Genomic DNA, 18,389 nt, shown 5'->3' with positions numbered 1-18,389 from the left:
AATACTCCTTTAACATCAGTTGGTTAGTTCCGATTAATAGGGCTCCGCCTGTAACTTTTTCAGCTCCCGGCGCGCTTCATCCAGTTTTTGTTGTCGCTTAGCAATCTTCTCCTTGTCATGGCCCTCTTCACGCTCTTCCCTGAGTGCGTGCTCACGCTCAGCAACTTTCTGCTTCTGAGCGTTAATTCTTTCCAGATGGGCGGCCTCGAGCTTTTTGTCGCTGCAATCGGCCCGGACTTCGGTCAGCGCGCGCTCCAGACCGTTAACCCGGCGCTGGTTGTTATGCTTCTGCGCCATCCCGATTTCACGCTGAATATCCTGCTCTTTCTGCTCACACAGCGATTCTGCCGCCAGCAGCGATCCCGACAGCGAAAACAGCGCGACTCCCAGTAATACTTGATATTTCATTGGTCCTGGACCCTTCCATTGCGACCTGATCCGTCATCACCCGCGTAATCATATGGCTGCGGGTGCTAAGAATCGACTCTCGCTTAAGCATAGACACCCATAGTAAAAAGTTCAAAGAAGACCGGGAGATAGAGCGCCTTTCAGACCGCCGCAGGATGGCGCGACGGTCTGAAAAGGAGAGGGGAGTCGGGGGATTACGCCAGTGAGAGGTGCTGAGAGTGATCGTGCTGCGCCACAATAAAGCCCTGTGGCAGCAGACGGCGTAACACCTTCTGGGCCGCCAGGCTCTGCTCTTCGCTATCAAAATGGATGATCAGTGCATCACCCGCAGGCGTAATGCTTTTGATACGAATACCCTGCGCACTTAATTGCTGGTAGAGATAAAAACCATCGGGCAGGGTGGCGCCAGCATGGGAAACCCGAATCTGCACCACCGTCTCGTGCTTCATCAGACCGGGGACCACACAAAGCGCGACCAGCGCAAAGACGCCAGCGATCAACCACGGTAACCACCGTTTAGGAATAGCCTGCAGCAGTTTCATTACTCGGCTTTCCCGTTCTGATTCGCCTGACGCTTACGCCATATGACCACCAGCGATCCCACCAGACCAAACACCAGCAGCACCAGCGGCAGCATCATCAGGAAGAACATCATCTCATCTTCATAACGACGGAAAATCGGGGTTTTACCCAGCGCGAAGCCGATAACGGTCAGAATCACCACCCACAGGAACGCACTTACCCAGTTGAAGAACTGAAAGCGGGCATTACTGAGGCCTGATAATCCGGCGATGGTAGGCAGCAGAGTCCGCACAAACGCGATAAAGCGACCAATCAGCAGGGCAGATAAGCCGTGACGATGGAACATGCTGTGCGCGCGCAGATGATACTGGGCGGGAAGATGGGAGAGCCATTTCTGTACCGTGGGCGTGTTACCCAGCCAGCGGCCCTGTAAGTAGCTCACCCAGCAGCCAAGACTGGCACCGGTCGTTAAAACCAGAATCGTCAGGGGGAAGCTCATGGTGCCTTTGGCAATCAGTACGCCGACCAGAATCAGCAGACTGTCACCTGGCAGAAATGCAGCGGGAAGAAGGCCATTTTCTAAAAACAAAATCATAAACAGCACGCCGTAAATGGCCCATACCAGCGTGGGATCGGAGAGGGTTTCGTAGTCCTGCTGCCAGAGGGCATGCAGCAACGATTGCAAAATATCCATCAATTCATTCCTGAACATCATTGTTAAACATGTCCCACAGGGACTTAAACGCAGACCGGCATTTCGTTATAAATTTTAGGAGCGCAGCCTGGGCGGGATTTTCCGGATCCTTCCAGAATTGATTGTTAAATCAGCGACTTTATAACCCCCAGTCGCAAAGGGTAATAAAAGGGCGATAACTGTAACAAAAATCGCCTGACTGAGACAGGAAAACTCTCTGGCGAACAGGAGTTTTACCTTGTGAAACGGCGTGTAAAAAGGAGCTTTACATGACCTGACACTATTGCAGATTAACTGACCATCTCAGGGCATTTTCAGGCACTTTTAGCGGGCGTTATTGGACCCATCAGGCAGGATGACCGGATTCTCACCAAACATGTATCGATCCACGTTAAATTCAAAATCATCCGCCGTCGCGTTAAACAGCATCTGTTTAGTATTTTCCAGATGTTGCCACATCGCCAGTTTGCTGGCGGCGGGATCTTTGCGCATCAGAGCTTTAAGAATCTGATCGTGGTCGTCGCACCAGCTGAGAATGCTGCGCTGGTCGATGTGTTCGTGAAGTTTGAGCCAGTAGGGATTGTGCAGGCGATGCAGCCACATTTTTTCAACGATGGCGGCTAAGGCACTGTTCTGGGTGGATTGCGCGATACGTACATGAAACTGCATATCCCACTCGGAGTCGCGGAAGTGATCCTCCTGGCGGGCTTTTTCCTGAATCGCCATCAGGTCGATAATGTCCTGACGCGTTACCTGCGTTGCAGCGAACTCGGCCACATTACTCTCAATCAGCTGACGAGCCTGGAGCAGTTCGAAGGGGCCAAACGTGGCGAACTCCAGCTGACTGCTGGTGGAGGCGATGCGGTTCTGCTGCTGGCTGGCAATGACGTGGATGCCCGAGCCTTTGCGGACCTCAACATAGCCTTCAACTTCCAGCATGATGATCGCTTCACGTACGACGGTGCGGCTCACTTCCATCTCTTCGGCAATCAGGCGCTCAGCAGGCAGTTTGTCACCCACCGGATAGATTCCGGTTTCAATGCGGCTTTTCAGCTCGCTGGCCAGCTGTTGATAAAGTCGACGGGATTCAGTGAAGTCCATAGCACAATCCTGGTAGCAGACAGATAAGTTGTTATACCACTTCAGGAGGTGCGAGGAAATGGGCTGGCTTGCGCCAGCCCGGCAGATTAACTGCGAACGGCGCTGGCCTGCGGAATAACGGCTTCGGCATTCAGCTCTGAAATGGGTTTATTTTTCAGAACCGTCCAGATAACGACGGCACCCAGCAGATCAAACACCGCCAGCGCGGCAAACAGTGGGCTGAAGCCCAGCGTATCGGCCAGTGCACCGACCACCAGCGCAAACATGGTGCTGGCGGTCCAGGCTGCCATGCCGGTCAGGCCGTTAGCCGTGGCAACTTCATTGCGGCCGAAAACGTCTGAGGAGAGGGTGATCAGCGCGCCAGAGAGGGCCTGATGCGCAAACCCGCCGATGCACAGCAGACCAATAGCGACGTAGGGGCTGGTGAACAGGCCGATGGTGCCCGGCGCAATCATTAACACCGCACCCATCGTCACGACCATCTTACGGGAGACGATCAGGTTAACGCCGAACCAGCGCTGAAACAGCGGCGGCAGATAGCCACCGAGGATGCAGCCGAAGTCCGCGAACAGCATCGGCATCCAGGCGAACATCGCAATCTCTTTCAGATTGAAGCCGTATACCTTAAACATAAACAGCGGAATCCAGGCGTTGAACGTTCCCCATGCCGGTTCTGCCAGAAAGCGCGGCAGGGCAATACCCCAGAACTGGCGGTTACGGATAATCTCCAGTGCTGACATTTTGCGGGTGTTGCCGGTCTGATGCTGTGCTTCCTGGCCGGAGATAATATAGTCGCGCTCTTCATCGCTCAGCTTCTTCTGCTGTTTCGGGTGCTTGTAAAACACCAGCCAGCTGAGTGCCCAGGCCATGCTCAGCACACCGGTCATGATAAATGCCATCTGCCAGCTGTGCGCCACAATCGCCCAGACCACCAGCGGCGGAGCCAGCATCGCACCGATAGACGAACCCACGTTAAAGTAGCCCACGGCGACCGAACGCTCTTTAGCCGGGAACCATTCGCTGCTCGCTTTCAGTCCGGCCGGGATCATCGCCGCTTCAGCCGCACCGACTGCGCCACGTGCCAGCGCCAGTCCGCCCCAGCTGCCCGCCATCGCCGTAGCGGCACAGAAAATCGCCCACATAATAGCAAACACCGCGTAGCCGACTTTGGTGCCGAGCAGATCCAGTACATAACCTGCCACCGGTTGCATCAGCGTGTAGCAGGCTGAATAGGCCGCAATTATGTAGGAGTACTGCTGCGTGGTGATATGCAGCTCTGACATTAATGTCGGGGCCGCCACGGCAATGGTGTTACGGGTCAGATACCCTAACACCGTACCGAGCGTCACCAGTCCAATCATGTACCAGCGTAACCCTTTGATCTTACGCATCCTCTACCTCTTCCAGTTCTGTATGCGGTCTTGCCGCTGTTGTTATCTGGAGCGGGACAGCACGTGATGCAGCTCTGCTCACGCCCGCAGGTTCTGTATGAGCAACCCTGTTATGACCTTGCCATTTGTGAGTCGCTAACGACCTCACGATGGGGCGAGAGCCTAACTTGTTATACAACTTTAAAAGTTGAGAGCCATCACAAAAACCCTTTCTGCACTGTGGGATACTGGAAACCTGCGTAATGACAGCCATTTAGCGCGATACGGGCGACAAAAACGTCCATAACGGCAGCCAGCTACCGCCGTTTATGTGAGCAGGATCGCAAATAAATCCGTAACGGACTAAAATTGGTATGATAACTTTGGGCCATCCGTGGTTCAGTCGATGAGGAAGCATGTATGTCACGTTTCATGACCGAAGATTTTTTGCTGGATACCGAATTCGCCCGTCGTCTCTATCACGACTATGCAAAGGATCAGCCGATTTTCGACTATCACTGCCACTTGCCGCCGCAGCAGATTGCCGAAAATTATCGCTTCGCCAACCTTTATGACATCTGGCTGAAGGGCGATCACTATAAGTGGCGGGCCATGCGCGCCAATGGTGTGGCTGAGGCGTTCTGTACCGGTAACGCCAGCGATCGTGAAAAATTTGACGCCTGGGCGCGTACCGTGCCGCACACTATCGGCAACCCGCTCTATCACTGGACCCACCTGGAGTTACGCCGGCCTTTCGGTATTACCGATACGCTGCTTTCTGAGAAAACGGCTGACAGCATCTGGCATCGCTGCAATGAACTGCTGGCGCAGGATAGCTTTACCACGCGCGGCATCATGCAGCAGATGAAGGTGAAGATGGTGGGCACCACTGACGATCCGCTGGATGACCTGCGCCATCACCGCGCGCTGGCAGACGATGCCAGTTTCAGCGTTAAAGTGCTGCCGAGCTGGCGTCCGGACAAAGCGTTTAATATCGAAGCGGAAACCTTCCTGCCGTGGATCGAGACGCTGGAGCAGCTGACGGACATCAGCGTGCAGCGTTTTGACGATCTGCGCAGCGCACTGCATCAGCGGCTGGATCACTTCGCGGCGCACGGCTGTAAAGTCTCCGATCACGCGCTGGATGTGGTCTGCTACGCCGAGGCGGATGACGCCACGCTGGATGCGATTCTGGCGCGTCGTCGCAGCGGTGCCGCGCCCAACCCGCAGGAAACGGCACAGTTTAAAACGGCGGTGCTGGTCTGGCTGGGCAGCGAATATGCCCGCCGTGGCTGGGTGCAGCAGTATCACATTGGCGCACTGCGCAACACCAATCCGCGCCAGTACCAGCTGCTGGGGCCTGATGTCGGCTTCGATTCGATCAACGACCAGCCGCTGGCCGAACCGCTGGCACGCCTGCTGGGCGCGCAGAATCTCAATAATGCGCTGCCTAAAACCATTCTCTACTGCCTGAACCCGCGCGACAACGAAGTGCTGGCCACCATGGCGGGCAACTTCCAGGGCGAAGGTCAGGCGGGCAAAATGCAGTTCGGTTCAGCCTGGTGGTTCAACGATCAGCTGGATGGTATGCAGCGTCAGATGACGCAGCTGGCGCAGATTGGTCTGCTGAGCCGTTTCGTCGGCATGCTGACCGATAGCCGCAGCTTCCTCTCCTACACCCGCCACGAATATTTCCGCCGGCTACTGTGCCAGATGATAGGCCGCTGGGTGGAGCAGGGTGAAGCGCCAGCCGATGAAGCGCTGTTAGGTCAGATGGTACAGAACATCTGCTTCAACAATGCCCGCGATTACTTCGGCATCGAGCTGGGAGCCTGATAATGAAAAGGCTAAACCGTCACGACTTTCCGGGCGCAGTCTATCGCGACCGGGTGATCCAGTTCGGCGAAGGCAACTTCCTGCGCGCCTTTATTGACTGGCAGATCGACTGGCTCAATGAACATCAGGGCACCGATGCCGGGATCGTGGTGGTGCGGCCGCGCAACCGTGAAGTCAGCGACAGCCTGAATCAGCAGGATGGACTCTATACCACACTGATCCGCGGGCTGAACGATCAGGGCGAGCAGGTCAGCGAAACCCGGCTGATCCGCAGTCTCAACCGTGAAATCCAGCCCTGGCAGCAGTTCGGCGAGTTTATGGCGCTGGCCCGTAATCCGGATCTGCGCATGGTCTTCTCCAATACCACCGAAGCGGGCATCGCCTTTGTCGGCACGGATCAGCTTACCGATCAGCCTGCCAGCAGTTTCCCTGGCAAACTGACGCAGCTGCTGTGGGCGCGCTATTCCCACTTCAATGGCGCCAGCGACCGGGGCTGGCTGGTGGTGCCGTGCGAGCTGATTGACCATAACGGCGACACGCTGCGCGATCTGGTGCTGCGCTACGCCGATCAGTGGCATCTGCCCTCCGAATTTAAAACCTGGGTTCATCAGCACTGCGCGTTCTATAACACCCTGGTCGACCGCATCGTCACCGGCTTCCCGGCGGAAAGCGAGCCGCTACAACGCGAGCTGGGTTATGAAGATCGCTATCTGGTGGCGGGCGAAGTCTACTATCAGTTTGTGATTCAGGGGCCGTCGGCGCTGTTTAATGAACTGAAGCTGGCGGCGCTGTCGCCGCAGGTTCGGCATGTGGATGACATTGCGCCCTATAAAGCGCAAAAAGTGGCCATTCTCAATGGCGCGCACACTGCAATGGTACCGGTCGCGTTTCTGGCCGGTATTGAGAGTGTGGGAGAGGCGATGGCCGATCCGGCTATCGCCGGATTTGTGGATAACCTGCTGCGTCACGAAGTGATCCCGACGCTGGATCTGCCTGCCGATGAACTGCACGCGTTTGCCGATGCGGTACAGCGTCGTTTCCGCAATCCGTTTATTCGCCACGCGCTGCTGTCGATTGCCCTTAATGGCATGACCAAATTCCGCACCCGTCTGCTGACTCCACTCCTTGCCGCGCATCAGCAAACCGGCGAGTGGCCGGCACACATCACCTTTGCGCTGGCTGCGCTGATCGCTTTTTATCGCGGCGAGTCAGCCGGCAAGAGCTGGCCATTGCAGGACGAGCCGCAGTGGTTACAGCGCTACGCCGACGCCTGGAAAGCACTTGATGCGGATCAGCTGTCACCGCAACAGCTGGTGAACGGCGTACTCAGCGACGCGCAACACTGGGGTGAAGATTTAACCCGTCAGCCCGGACTGGCTGCGGCTGTCACCCAACACCTGCAAAATATCATCGCCCACGGAATGCGTGAGGCGCTGAGCCAACTGAGATAACGCTATGCAAGACGCAATTAAAATTGATCCCCGCGACAATGTCGCCGTGGCGTTACGTGATTTAGACGCGGGCGCCATGATAGAGCTGCCGCCACTGAGTGTGGCGGTGCAACAGGCGGTCGGACGCGGGCATAAATTTGCCCTGCAGCCTATCGCGCAGGATGAGCTGGTGATCAAATATGGGCTGCCGATTGCCCATGCCACGCAGCCTGTGGCCGCCGGTGAGTTAATCCATTCGCAGAACGCCCGCACCAATCTCAGCGATCTGGATCAGTATGCGTATCAGCCCGAATTTGTGACGCTGCCGCCGCAGCCGGGTGACCGTGAGGTGCAGATCTATCGTCGTGCTAACGGCGAGGTTGGCATCCGCAATGAGCTGTGGATCCTGCCAACCGTCGGCTGCGTCAACGGCATTGCACGTCAGATCCTGCAGCGTTTCCTGAAGGAGACGCAGGAGGCAGAAGATATCGATGGCGCGTTCCTGTTCAGCCATACCTTCGGTTGTTCGCAGCTGGGGCAGGATCACGAAAATACCCGCACCATGCTGCAGAATATGGTGCGCCATCCTAATGCTGGCGCGGTGCTGGTGATTGGTCTCGGCTGCGAAAACAATCAGGTTGATGCCTTCCGTGACACCCTCGGCGCGTTTGAAAGCGACCGGGTCGAGTTTATGGTGTGCCAGCAGCATGACGATGAGGTGGAAGCCGGGCTGGAGCGGCTGCACGCATTGTATGAAAAAATGCGTCACGACCAGCGCGAGCCGGGCAAACTCAGCGAGCTGAAGTTTGGTCTGGAGTGCGGCGGTTCAGATGGTTTGTCTGGCATCACCGCCAATCCGTTGCTGGGACGTTTCTCGGACCAGATGATCGCCAATGGCGGCACGACCGTACTGACCGAAGTACCGGAAATGTTTGGCGCAGAACGGATTCTGATGAGTCGCTGTCGCGACGAGGAGACCTTCAGCAAAACGGTGGCGATGATCAACGATTTCAAACAGTATTTTATCGATCACCAGCAGCCGATCTATGAAAACCCGTCGCCAGGTAACAAGGCGGGCGGTATCACCACGCTGGAGGAGAAGTCGCTGGGCTGTACTCAGAAAGCGGGGCAGAGCCAGGTGGTCGATGTGCTGAAGTATGGCGAACGGTTAAAAACGCCGGGGCTGAATCTGCTGAGTGCGCCGGGTAATGATGCGGTCGCCACCAGTGCGCTGGCAGGTGCCGGTTGTCACATGGTGCTGTTCAGTACCGGACGCGGCACACCTTATGGCGGTTTTGTGCCGACGGTGAAGCTGGCCACCAATACGCCGCTGGCGGAGAAGAAACCGCACTGGATCGACTTTAATGCCGGACGGTTGATCGAGGGAATGAGTATGGATGCGATGCTGGAAGACTTTGTCGACAGCATTGTGGCGATTGCCAGCGGTCAGTCGACCAACAACGAGAAGAACGATTTCCGCGAGCTGGCGATTTTCAAAAGCGGTGTGACGCTATAGTTTGTCAGGCAAACAATGGCGATCCTGATGTTGTTATTACCGTCGGTTAATCCTGTGCCCTTCGTGGGTGGCAGAGTCCGATCGCAAAGTCGCTTAAAGCATCCCTGCTCGCTCGGCCCGCGCCTTCCCTGGCGCGGGACGCTTTGCTCTTCGGACTCTGCCACCCACTCTTTGAGCTTTTGAGCTATCTGAAAGGTTAAGCCCGGCTGGTTTCGCGCTCCGCTTCTGCCTGACAGACGGCGGCGGTAAACAGAATATCGGTTGAAGAGTTCAGCGCGGTTTCCGCCGAATCCTGCAGGACGCCGATAATAAAGCCGACCGCCACCACCTGCATTGCCAGATCATTCGGAATGCCGAACATGTTACAGGCCACCGGGATCAGCAGCAGCGAACCGCCCGCCACGCCAGATGCACCACAGGCACAGAGTGATGCCACCAGACTCAGCAGAATCGCCGTCGGCACATCAATGCTGATCCCCAGCGTATGCACCGCCGCCAGCGTCAGCACGGTAATGGTAATCGATGCCCCCGCCATACTGATGGTTGCGCCCAGCGGAATCGACACCGAATAGGTATCCTCATCCAGATCCAGACGTTTCGCCAGCGCCATATTCACCGGAATGTTGGCGGCAGAACTGCGGGTAAAGAAGGCGGTCACGCCGCTTTCGCGCAGGCAGGTGAAGACCAGTGGATAGGGGTTGCGACGGATTTTATAGAACACCAGCAGCGGGTTCACCACCAGCGCCATCAGCAGCATACAGCCCAGCAGCAGCGCCAGCAGATGCGCATATTGCCACAGCGCGCCAAAGCCGGTAGACGCGAGGATCGAGGCCACCAGACCGAAAATACCAATCGGCGCGCAGCGAATCACGCAGCGTACCAGCCAGGTCACCGCATGAGAGGCATCATTGAGAAAGGCGCGGGTAGTGTCACTGCTGTGACGGAACGCCAGCCCGAGACCAATTGCCCACACCAGAATGCCGATGTAGTTGGCGTTCATCAGGGCCGTGATTGGATTCGACACCATGCTCATCAGCAGTCCGCGTAACACTTCGGTAATGCCGGATGGTGGTGTGATTTCCGTGGTGCCCACCGCCAGCGTCAGCGTCTGCGGGATCAGATGGCTGAAGACCACCGCGACCACCGCCGCGAAAAAGGTGCTCAGCAGATAAAGCATAATAATCGGCCGGATATTGCTCTTCTGGCCCTGCTGGTGGTTGGCAATCGAGGCGATCACCAGCATCAGTACCAGCAATGGCGCGACTGCTTTCAGCGCACTGACAAACAGTTCACCCAGCAGACCGACCGCGATAGCGGCATCGTGTGAAATCCAGGCGAGCGCCACACCGGCGATCAGCCCAATCATGATTTGCTTCACCAGGCTTCCGGCGAGCAGCGTGCCCAGACGTGCGGAGAGAGTTTTCTGCATAATATTTTCTATATTTTGTCGCGGATGTAGTTTCAGACGCGATGTTTTGCATCGGCTAAAACGGTTTGCCCGGCGGAGTATAAGGAAAAGATCGGACGAGAAAAGAGAAAGTTCTGTCACTGTGGAGCAGGTCAGATTTTTATTATGCTGGATAGTGGAAGTGTGACAGAGGGATGAAATGGCGTGACAGGCTGCCACAAAATAAAACAGGGGCATCGGCTGCCCCTGCAGGTAATTATGGTGCGAGCTTTTTCTGGTCTCTTTTGCGGTTAACCCAGGCATTAATCAGCAGGGTTGATGCCAGAATGGCACCGACCACACCCAGCGAGATACCGACCGGGATATGGTAGATGTCGACAATCAGCATCTTAAAGCCGATGAACACCAGCACAATCGCCAGGCCATACTTCAGCATCGAGAACCGTTCCGCCACGTTTGCCAGCAGGAAGTACATGGCACGCAAACCCAGGATAGCGAACAGGTTTGAGGTCAGTACGATAAACGGGTCAGTGGTCACGGCGAAGATCGCCGGGATACTGTCGACCGCAAAGATCACGTCGCTGATTTCTACCATGATCAGCACCAGCAGCAGTGGCGTCGCAAACAGCACGCCGTTTTTGCGGGTGAAGAACTTCTCGCCGTCGAGATCGTCAGTCATGCGCAGATGCTTACGCAGCCAGCGCACCACAGGTTTTTCGCCCACCGCGCTGTCATCCTCTTTCGCCAGCGCCATTTTCACACCGGTGAACAGCAGGAAGGCACCGAACACATAGAGGATCCAGCTGAACTGCGTGACCAGCCAGCTACCGGCGAAGATCATGATGGTACGCAGCACGATAGCGCCTAATACCCCATAGATCAGCACCCGGCGCTGCAGATTGGCCGGAATAGAGAAGTAACTGAACAGCATCAGCCAGACGAAGACGTTATCCACCGCCAGCGCTTTTTCCAGCACGTAACCGGTCAGGAAGGCGAGCGTCTGCGTGTTAGCGACTTCACGTCCCGCGCCGCCCTCCAGATACCACCAGAAGGCGGCGCTGAACAGCAGTGAGACTGAAACCCAGATCAGCGACCAGACGGCCGCCTGCTTGAAAGACATGGTCTGCGCGCCACGGCGTCCCTGCAACAGCAGGTCGATAGCCAGCATGATAAGCACAACAACCGCAAAGCTGCCCCACAGTAAAGGCGTACCCACAGTTTGCATATTCGTATCCTGTCCGAAAAATAAAAAAACGGCTGAAGTCAGAAGACGTCAGCCGCTTATTTTTGTGTAAGCAAACCTCGCCTTCCGGCAAGGTCTCACTTACAACACAGAAATTGATTCCGGGTTGCCTGATGACCGGATGCTTTCGCATCGTAATGACGATCAATCAGCTTACAAGTTACTCCCCTTTGCAGGAGGGTAAGTTACGGTTTAGCCGCACAGGAAGCAACACCTCTCAGACATATTTAGAAATATTTACACAGCAGCCTGGTCGGCCGGGAAGATCACACCGGTCTGGCGGCGTATCTCAGTCAGCAGCGATGCAGTAATCCGCGAAACCTCAAGCGAAGGGTGGTCCACCTGGCGCTGCTCAACCAGCCGGGCAAAAGCGGCGGCTTCATACAGCATGGTGTTGATATGCTGCGGCTGGCTCAGCGTCTGCTTTTCCGCGCCCCGCGGCACAAAAGTCAGCTGCTGGCACTCCGATAACTTCTCTATCACCAGCGCGCCCGCTTCACCCTGAATCTCGCTGGGGAGGCTGGAATCACTCACCTTCGAATGCAGAATCGTCACATCGAAATCACCGTAACTCAGCACCACCACGCCGTGCGCGTCCACGCCGCTCACAAGCAAAGTCGCCCTGGCCTGCACGCGATCTGGCTCGCCCCACAGCGTCACCGCCGAGGCCAGACAGTAATAACCGATATCCATAATTGAGCCATTCGACCAGCGCGGATCAAATGTATTGGGGTTCTCACCGTTGAGATAGCGTGGGTAGCGTGAGGAGTACTGGCAGTAATTCAGCAGCGCTTTTCGCAGTTTACCCACGTCAGGCAGTGCCTGCTGCAGCCGCAGAAAATTCGGCAGGCTGGCAGTTTTAAACGCCTCAAACAGCACCACCTGATGCTCACGGGCGCAGGCGATCATCTGCTCCACTTCTGCCAGGTTAGAGGCCAGCGGTTTTTCGCAAATCACATGCTTGCCGTGCGACATAAACAGCAGCGCCTGCTGGCAGTGCAGGGCGTTGGGGCTGGCCAGATAGACCGCATCGATCTCCGGGCTGGCGGCCAGCGCTTCCAGTGAGGTAAAGGTCTGTTTGCAGGGATAATCGGCGATAAAGGCCTCAGCCTGCTGCTGACTGCGTGAATAGACCGCACAGAGCTTCATCGCTCCGGTTTCATGAGCGGCATCAATAAACTGGCGTGTAATCCAGTTTGTTCCCACAATGGCAAAACGAATCACGTCATCTCTCCGGCAGCTGTAAAGCGGCAGAGTAACATCTCACCCACGCTGTGCAATGGTGCCGGGCGGGCAGGGATTGATCCTGCGATCCGCATTCCAATAATATGCGGAAGCGATGATGTTTATGTACCAACCAGGGAGCGCAGGTGAAAGCAAGTAAGCACGCATTAAACTGGACCACACTTCTGATCGCCATTCCGGTCGGGTGTGCGGCGTCGCTGGTGACGCTGGCTTTCCGCGGCGTGATTGAACTGATCAACCATCTGCTGTTTGCCCGCAGTGGCGAAATAACCGAATCCCTGCATCTCTGGCCGTGGATCTTCTGGCCGCTGCTGGTGGGGGCGGGCGGCGTACTGGCGGGCTATTTTCTGCGTTATGCCGTTGCCATCGAGCAGCAGCAGACGGTGAAAACGGATTACCTTGAAGTGATCAACGCCCGGCTGGATGCGGTGCCGACCCGGACCTCACTGTTCCGCGCCTTATCGTCGATTGCCAGTATCGGCAGCGGCGCGTCGATAGGTAAAGAGGGGCCGATGGTGCAGCTCTCGGCACTGTGCGGCAGTGCGATTGGTCGCCTGTTACCGGCCTCACTTAACCTGAAAAACAGTGACGTGGTGGCGATGGCCGCGGCGGCGGGCCTCGCGTCGGTTTACCATGCGCCACTGGCGTCGGCGATTTTTGTGGCGGAAATCGCCTTCGGCATTTCTGCGTTGCAGCGGCTGATCCCCCTGATCATCGCTGCCGCCACGGCGGTGATGACCATGTGGACGCTGGGTTTTCGCAGCGCGCTCTATCCGCTGGCAGACGCGAACTTCGCCATGGATCTCAGCAGCCTGCTGATGACGGTGGTGATTGGTCTGTGCGCCGGTCTGGCGGGCTGGATCGTGATTAAATGCATCGCCCGCAGCAAAGTGCTGTTCAGCCGGGTCGCCTCCCTGCCGCTGCGCCTCGGGGCGGGCGGTTTTGCGGTCGGCTTACTGGCGCTGATCTCCACTGATATCCTCGGCAACGGCTACGAGGTGATCGTCAAAGTGATGGCAGGGCACTACCTGCTGCCGGGTCTGCTGCTGCTGCTGGTGCTGAAAACCCTTGCTACCAGCCTGTCGGTAGGCTCGAACGCCGTCGGCGGACTCTTTACCCCTTCGCTGCTGATTGGCGCGCTGCTGGGGGTGATCATCGCGACGGTGGGGGCGGCGTTGCATCTGCCGCTCGGCAATGTGCTGCTCTATGCCGCGATTGGTATGGCGGCGGTGCTGGCGGCGGTCAGTCAGGCGCCGTTGATGGCGATGCTGATGGTGCTGGAGATGACGCTCAACAGCAGCCTGCTGTTTCCGCTGATGATCGCTACCGTGCTGGCGTCGATGGTGGTCTATCGCCTGCAATCCGCCAGTACTTATCCGGTCGTGAGTCATCACTTCAGCCGTTCAGAAGCGAAATATGATTTCGATAACATGCGCATTGCCGAGCTGATTATTGCGGGTGCGGCGTTGCAGCCGGAGGAGTCGGTGGGGCAGGCGCTGGCGGTCAGCTCCCTGAAGCGTGAACGCTATGTTTATGTGATCAACGCCGCGGGCGCTTTCCTCGGTGTGGTCTCGATTCATGAAATTTCGCGCCGGGTGCTGGCCCAGGAGATCACCCTCGACTCACCGGTGCAGTGCGTGATGGATCAGGATTTCCCGGTGGTGTATCAGAATCAGAGTATGCGTGAGGGATGGGAAGCCTTTGCGGCGGTGACGCTGGAGCGGTTGCCGGTGCTCAACAATCCGCAGGAACGGCGCTTTCTGGGCGCGCTGACCAAAACCAGCCTGATTCAGAAAGCGCAGGAGTTTCTTTAAGCCGCGTTGCCGCGCATCGCCTGGTCCGTCATCCACAGTCGCGCATCAAATTCGAGCTGGTGATAATCCGGCTCCATATGGCAGCAGAGCTGGTAGAACGCCTTATCGTGATCTTTCTCTTTAAGGTGTGCCAGCTCATGCACCACGATCATCCGCAGAAACGGCTCTGGCGCGAGGCGGAAAAAGGTCGAGATACGGATTTCCGCTTTCGCCTTAAGCTTACCGCCCTGAATCCGCGAGATGGCAGTGTGCAGCCCGAGTGCATGCTTCATCACCTTAATCTTGTTATCCCACATCACTTTGCTGATCGGCGGCGCATTGCGCATATAGCGATTTTTCAGCGCCTGCGTGTAGTCATACAGCGCTTTATCACTCATCACGTCATGAGTGTCAGGATAACGTTCCTGCAGGAACGCACCTAAGCGCTGATGGGCGATCAACGACTGAACCTGCTCAAGAAGGGGGGCAGGATAACCCTGAAGGTAGATCAGTGAGGACATTAGGGATTCCAGGCGAAAGACAGTATACTGCGCCCCCGATTTTGGGGCGAAAATCAACCAAAGTGTACCACGCCGGAGAATTCATGAGCCAACTTGAACTGAACGATCGCACACTGATCCTGCATCGCTTCCCGCAGATGCGTGACGAAAGTCCATTACAAGCCTGGGATGCGGCTGATGAATATCTGTTACAGCAGGCGCTGCCAGAGGGGCCGGTGCTGGTCTTCAACGACAGTTTCGGGGCCTTAACCTGCGCCCTGAATTCGCGTCCCGTCTGGCACGTCAGCGACTCCTGGCTGAGCCAGCAGGCCGCCCGTCAGAATCTGACCTTTAATGGGCTGGATGACAGCGACGTTCACTTTGTTGATAGCCTGGCTGAACTGCCTGCTTCACCTGCGGCTGTGCTGATCAAGGTGCCTAAAACCCTGGCGCTGCTGGAGCACCAGCTGCGCGCCATTCGCGAAGTCGTCACGCCTGATACGGTGATTCTGGCGGCGGCGCGCGCCAAAGAGATCCATAACTCTACGCTGCAGCTGTTCGAACAGATCATTGGTGAAACCAAAACCTCACTGGCGTGGAAAAAAGCGCGTCTGATCTACAGCCAGTTCAGCAAGCCTGAACTGCGTGAGGCCACGCCGACGCTGGTCTGGCCGCTGGATGGCACCCCTTATCAGATTCACAACTACGCCAACGTCTTCTCGCGCGCTTCGCTGGATATCGGCGCACGGCTCTTTGTGCAGCATCTGCCGGAAAACATTGAGGGCGAGATTGTCGATCTCGGCTGTGGTAACGGCGTGGTGGGACTGGTGGCGCTGGAGCAGAACCCGCAGGCCGAGGTGCATTTCCTTGATGAGTCTTACATGGCGGTCGCTTCCAGCAAGCTTAACGTGGAAGTGAACCGTCCTGAGGATCTGTCACGCTGTCAGTTCCTGGTGAACAACGTGCTGAGCGGCTATCCGTCAGATCGGCTGCACGCGGTGCTGTGCAACCCGCCGTTCCACCAGCAGCACGCGGTGACCGATCACCTGGCATGGCAGATGTTCCGCGATGCCAAACGCTGCCTTCAGTATGGCGGCGAGTTGCGTATTGTCGGCAACCGCCACCTCGATTATCACCACAAGCTGAAGAAGCTGTTTGGTAACTGTACGCTGATCGCCTCTAACCAGAAGTTCGTGGTGCTGCGCGCGGTGAAAATGCGCTAGTCAGACGGTTAATGCCAGCTGCGTCGCCTGCGCAATCGCACGGCGCGCATCCAGCTCCTGCGCCACATCTGCACCGCCGATGACTGTCACCCTCTGTCCTTTTGCACGCAGCGCGGCTTCCAGTTCGCGCTGCGGCTCCTGTCCGGCACAGATAATCACATTATCGACCTCCAGCAACAGCGTTTCGCCGTTGCGCCGCAGATGCAGGCCGCTGTCATCAATCGCCAGATACTCAACGCTGCCCCACATCTCAACGCCCTGCGCCTGCAGACTGGCGCGATGGATCCAGCCGGTGGTTTTTGCCAGCCCTGCACCCGGTTTTCCCGATCGGCGTTGCAGCAGCCAGATTTGCCGTAGTGCGGCAGGGGGCTCGGGTTTCATCACGCCGCCACGCTGCGTCAGGCTGTGGTCGATGCCCCATTCGGCATAAAACGCCGCCAGATCCTCGTCATGGGATGGCTGTGACAGATACTCCGCCACATCAAAGCCAATACCGCCTGCGCCGATAATCGCCACCCGTTTCCCCACCGGGCGCTTATCGCGCAGCACCTCCAGATAGCTCAGCACGCTGGGGTGGTCGATGCCCGGAATATCGGGCGTACGCGGCTGAATGCCGGTCGCCAGCACCACTTCATCGGCGTCACTCAGCTGATCCGCCGTCACCCGACTGCCTGTCTGAACCGTCACGCCTGCGGCTGCCAGCTCATGCCGGAAATAGCGCAGCGTTTCGCTGAACTCCGATTTGCCAGGGATCAGCCGGGCAATATTGAACTGGCCGCCTATCTCCGGCGCGGCCTCATAGAGTGTTACCTGATGGCCGCGCTGCGCCGCCTGTAGCGCAAACGCCATGCCGGCCGGACCGGCACCCACTACGGCCAGCCTGCGCGGGGCGGTGCTGGCGATGACCGGCATCAGCGACTCATGGCAGGCGCGCGGATTGACCAGGCAGGAGGTGATTTTACCGGCGAACACCTGATCAAGGCAGGCCTGATTACAGGCAATGCAGGTGTTGATGCTGTCCGGTTCACCGCGCTGTGCTTTAGTGACAAAGGCGGGATCGGCGAGAAAAGGGCGCGCCATCGACACCATATCGGCGCAGCCGGACTGCAATAGCTGCTCGGCGACGGCGGGATGGTTGATGCGATTGGTAGCGATGACCGGCACCTTCACCTGTTCACGCAGGCGCTGCGTCACCCACGCAAAGGCCGCACGCGGCACGCAGGTGGCGATGGTCGGGATGCGCGCCTCGTGCCAGCCAATACCGGTATTAAACAGCGTGACGCCGCACTGCTCCAGTTCGCCCGCCAGCAACAGCGTCTCCTCCAGCGTGCTGCCCTCTTCGATCAGGTCGAGCATCGACAACCGAAAGATGATGATAAAGGCGTCACCGGTCGCGGCGCGAACGGCGCGGGTAATCGCCAGCGCGAACTGCATCCGCTGCCGGAAGTCGCCACCCCAGCGGTCGGTGCGCTGATTGGTGTGCTTTACCAGAAACTGATTAATCAGGTAGCCTTCGGAACCCATGATCTCCACGCCATCGTAGCCCGCCTGCTGTGCCAGTCGGGCGCAGCGGGCAAAGTCATCAATGGTCTGTTCAATCGCCGCCTCGCTCATCGCCTGTGGCGTAAACGGGTTAATCGGCGCCTGGCGTGCCGAGGGCGCAACCAGATCGGGCTGATAGCTGTAACGACCGGTATGCAGGATCTGCAGGGCGATTTTGCCCTGATGCTGATGCACCGCCTCCGTGATCTGCCGGTGCCAGTCACATTGCGTCTCGTCGGTGAGCATCGCGCCATGCGCGGTGGTGACACCCTGGGCATTGGGGGCGATGCCGCCGGTGACGATCAGCGCGACGCCTTCACGCGCCCGCTCGCCGTAGAAAGCCGCCAGCCGGGCTGCGCCATCCGGGTGTTCTTCCAGTCCGGTGTGCATCGACCCCATCAGAAAGCGGTTTTTCAGTCGGGTAAAGCCAAGGTCCAGCGGCGTAAACAGCGCAGGATAGTCAGGATTGACGGACATGATAGTCACTCACGGTAAAGTGGTCGGATGAGTTCACTCTAGCCACTTCTGCGTTAAAAAAAAGTGAAAGAATGTCAGGGT

15 protein-coding genes are annotated in these 18,389 nt (G+C 57.3%); 5 read left to right on the top strand and 10 right to left on the bottom strand.

Annotated features, from left to right (window positions below):
* Positions 1-33: 33 nt before the first annotated feature.
* From ACMGGP_RS15320 to ACMGGP_RS15300, 5 genes are all read right to left on the bottom strand, one after another.
* Positions 34-408, bottom strand: coding sequence for a DUF1090 domain-containing protein (locus ACMGGP_RS15320; protein ID WP_010256536.1), 375 nt, complete (start codon positions 406-408; stop codon positions 34-36).
* Between the two features lie 194 nt (positions 409-602).
* Positions 603-950, bottom strand: a complete 348-nt coding sequence (gene mzrA / locus ACMGGP_RS15315; protein WP_010256540.1) for an EnvZ/OmpR regulon moderator MzrA — start codon at positions 948-950, stop codon at positions 603-605.
* On the bottom strand, positions 950-1,624 hold the full coding sequence (locus ACMGGP_RS15310) for a DedA family protein (RefSeq protein ID WP_010256544.1): 675 nt from the start codon (positions 1,622-1,624) through the stop codon (positions 950-952). Before ACMGGP_RS15310 ends, mzrA begins: the two co-directional genes overlap by 1 nt.
* 324 nt (positions 1,625-1,948) lie before the next feature.
* Positions 1,949-2,725 (bottom strand): transcriptional regulator ExuR, encoded by a 777-nt coding sequence (gene exuR, locus ACMGGP_RS15305; protein ID WP_022623920.1) that lies wholly within the window; start codon positions 2,723-2,725, stop codon positions 1,949-1,951.
* 86 nt (positions 2,726-2,811) lie between these two features.
* On the bottom strand, positions 2,812-4,116 hold the full coding sequence (locus tag ACMGGP_RS15300) for an MFS transporter (protein ID WP_010699779.1): 1,305 nt from the start codon (positions 4,114-4,116) through the stop codon (positions 2,812-2,814).
* A gap of 399 nt (positions 4,117-4,515) precedes the next feature.
* On the opposite strand from ACMGGP_RS15300, the gene uxaC reads away from it, so the two are divergent.
* From uxaC to ACMGGP_RS15285, 3 genes are read left to right on the top strand one after another with little or no spacing between them, the layout of a single operon-like run.
* The gene (gene uxaC / locus ACMGGP_RS15295) at positions 4,516-5,931 is read left to right on the top strand and encodes a glucuronate isomerase (RefSeq protein ID WP_010256553.1); all 1,416 of its coding nucleotides are present in this window, start codon (positions 4,516-4,518) and stop codon (positions 5,929-5,931) included.
* 2 nt (positions 5,932-5,933) lie between these two features.
* Positions 5,934-7,382: a tagaturonate reductase gene (locus ACMGGP_RS15290; protein WP_159227013.1), complete on the top strand. Its 1,449-nt coding sequence runs from the start codon at positions 5,934-5,936 to the stop codon at positions 7,380-7,382.
* A gap of 4 nt (positions 7,383-7,386) precedes the next feature.
* Complete coding sequence (locus tag ACMGGP_RS15285; protein ID WP_182505022.1) at positions 7,387-8,877, top strand: UxaA family hydrolase; 1,491 nt, start codon at positions 7,387-7,389, stop codon at positions 8,875-8,877.
* A gap of 196 nt (positions 8,878-9,073) precedes the next feature.
* On the opposite strand, the gene sstT is transcribed toward ACMGGP_RS15285, so the two are convergent.
* The 3 genes from sstT to ACMGGP_RS15270 form a co-directional block, all read right to left on the bottom strand.
* Complete coding sequence (gene sstT / locus ACMGGP_RS15280; RefSeq protein ID WP_033785571.1) at positions 9,074-10,306, bottom strand: serine/threonine transporter SstT; 1,233 nt, start codon at positions 10,304-10,306, stop codon at positions 9,074-9,076.
* Between the two features lie 235 nt (positions 10,307-10,541).
* Positions 10,542-11,510 (bottom strand): TerC family protein, encoded by a 969-nt coding sequence (locus ACMGGP_RS15275; RefSeq protein WP_498798616.1) that lies wholly within the window; start codon positions 11,508-11,510, stop codon positions 10,542-10,544.
* Positions 11,511-11,765: 255 nt separating this feature from the next.
* Complete coding sequence (locus ACMGGP_RS15270; protein WP_187515563.1) at positions 11,766-12,752, bottom strand: Gfo/Idh/MocA family protein; 987 nt, start codon at positions 12,750-12,752, stop codon at positions 11,766-11,768.
* Positions 12,753-12,898: 146 nt separating this feature from the next.
* Between ACMGGP_RS15270 and ACMGGP_RS15265 the strand changes: the two genes are divergently transcribed.
* A complete protein-coding gene (locus ACMGGP_RS15265; protein ID WP_022623916.1) occupies positions 12,899-14,587 on the top strand; it encodes a chloride channel protein in 1,689 nt (562 codons plus the stop codon).
* Here the strand turns inward: ACMGGP_RS15265 and ACMGGP_RS15260 are convergent.
* Positions 14,584-15,087, bottom strand: a complete 504-nt coding sequence (locus ACMGGP_RS15260; RefSeq protein WP_010256568.1) for a M48 metallopeptidase family protein — start codon at positions 15,085-15,087, stop codon at positions 14,584-14,586. The two genes, ACMGGP_RS15265 and ACMGGP_RS15260, sit on opposite strands and share 4 nt — an antisense overlap.
* A gap of 83 nt (positions 15,088-15,170) precedes the next feature.
* Between ACMGGP_RS15260 and rlmG the strand changes: the two genes are divergently transcribed.
* Positions 15,171-16,289, top strand: a complete 1,119-nt coding sequence (rlmG, locus tag ACMGGP_RS15255) for a 23S rRNA (guanine(1835)-N(2))-methyltransferase RlmG (protein ID WP_192073185.1) — start codon at positions 15,171-15,173, stop codon at positions 16,287-16,289.
* Here the strand turns inward: rlmG and ACMGGP_RS15250 are convergent, their stop codons facing one another.
* A complete protein-coding gene (locus ACMGGP_RS15250; protein WP_089414891.1) occupies positions 16,290-18,308 on the bottom strand; it encodes an NADPH-dependent 2,4-dienoyl-CoA reductase in 2,019 nt (672 codons plus the stop codon).
* Positions 18,309-18,389 lie beyond the last annotated feature (81 nt).

The organism is Curtobacterium sp. BNK-1 (assembly GCF_048685235.1).
GTDB lineage: Bacteria > Pseudomonadota > Gammaproteobacteria > Enterobacterales > Enterobacteriaceae > Pantoea > Pantoea agglomerans.
The sequence above is the reverse complement of the archived record's forward strand: the minus strand, read 5'-3'. Positions and strand labels throughout refer to the sequence as shown.